Here is a 1,531-nt window from a genome sequence, read left to right as displayed (position 1 = left end):
TGCGTCTCGTCGCCCTCCACCTCCACGTCGAGGTTGCGCTCGGCATGCAGCAGGATCTGCTCGGCGCCCATCTTGTCTTCGAACACGAAGGCGTTCGCATTGGCGCTCGAGCCCCCCTTGCTCGAGCGCGTGACGATGCCGCTCTTGGTCGCCTCGCCCGGCAGCGCGAACGGCGGCATCTGGTCGGCGTTGTACACGCGCCCCACGATCACCGGACGGTCCACGCGACCACCGATGAAGTCCACCACCACCTCCTGGCCGATGCGCGGCGTGAACACGCCCCCGAAGCGCTCGCCCGCCCAGATCTGCGACACGCGCACGAAGCGCGAGCTGTTCTCGTTCTTCTGGCCGTAGCGGTCCCAGTGGAACTGCACCTTCACCCGGCCGTACTGGTCGGTCCAGATCTCCTCGCCCTCGGGACCGACCACGGTCGCGGTCTGCGGCCCGCTCGTGCGCGGCACGGGCGTCTGCCGCGGCGCCCTGAACGGCAGCGAGGTGGGCTGCACCACGAAGTCGAAGTTGTATTCGCCGCTGGCCGCACCGCTCGCATAGCCGCCCTCGCGCAGCGAATACGACACGGCCACCGCAAGGTACTCCTGGTTGTCGTCCGCGCGCGGCGAGTTGCGCATGGTGAACTTGTAGCCCGGCGCCATGCCGCGCACGGTGGCCTGACCGTTGCTGCGCTGCGCGAGCGCCTGCACCTCTTCGAGCCGCACGCGCGCATAGTGCTCGCCATCGCCCGCGGCCGGGTAGTCGCCGAGCCATTCGTAAATGTCGTGGTCGGCGTTGTCGTGCGATCTCGGCTGGCTGCGCACGTTGACGAGGTCGCCCTTGGGCGTGGTGAAGTTGAAGTCGTCCACGGTGTAGCTGCCGGGGCGCACCTCTTCGCTCGGCTGCCAGTCACGGATGACCTCCATGTCCTCGCCGATGTCGCGGTCGGCCGCGAAGTAGTCGATGGTCTCGTAGCCGGGCATCGGCTCGTGCGCGCCGGCATCGTCGGCCAGCACGAGCGTGTGCTGGCCCTTCTCGTGCTTGAACCAGTAGTAGATGCCCTCGAGTTCCATGAGGCGGCTCGCGAACGCGAAGTCGCTCTCGTTGTACTGCACGCAGTATTCCCACTGCCGGTAGCTGCCCGAGAGCTTCTTCTCGAACGCAAAGCCGTAGTCGCCGAACACGTCTTCCAGGATCTCGACCACGCTCTTGTTCTGGAAGATCTTGTTGTCGCTCGATCGCGTGAGATACCACAGCCACGGCCGCACGGTGGCCCGGTAGACGGTGTGGCGCGAGGTGCCGCCCTCGCGGCCCACCATCGAGAAGCGCACCACCTGGCCGTTGAGGAAGCGCGGCGCGCCCGCCACCGCGGTCTGGATCTCCAGCGTCAGCGGCTTGCCCAGCACCGACTTCAGATCCAGTGCCGCATCCGCGCTCAGCAGATCGACCTCGAACTCGAACAGCTGCGACAGCCCCTCGGTGCCGCGCATCGAGCGGAACTTCAGCTGCTCTTCACCCAGCGGGGTGTGGGCCGTAACGA

At 67.1% G+C, this 1,531-nt stretch carries 1 protein-coding gene; it reads right to left on the bottom strand.

Annotated elements, in window-relative coordinates:
• Positions 1–1,531 (bottom strand): type VI secretion system Vgr family protein (locus AC3A6R_RS27075; protein ID WP_487866174.1); only part of this gene is annotated, 1,531 nt, incomplete at both ends.

The organism is Variovorax sp. Soil_C_19 (assembly GCF_057657255.1).
This window is presented reverse-complemented; position numbering and strand designations above follow the sequence as displayed.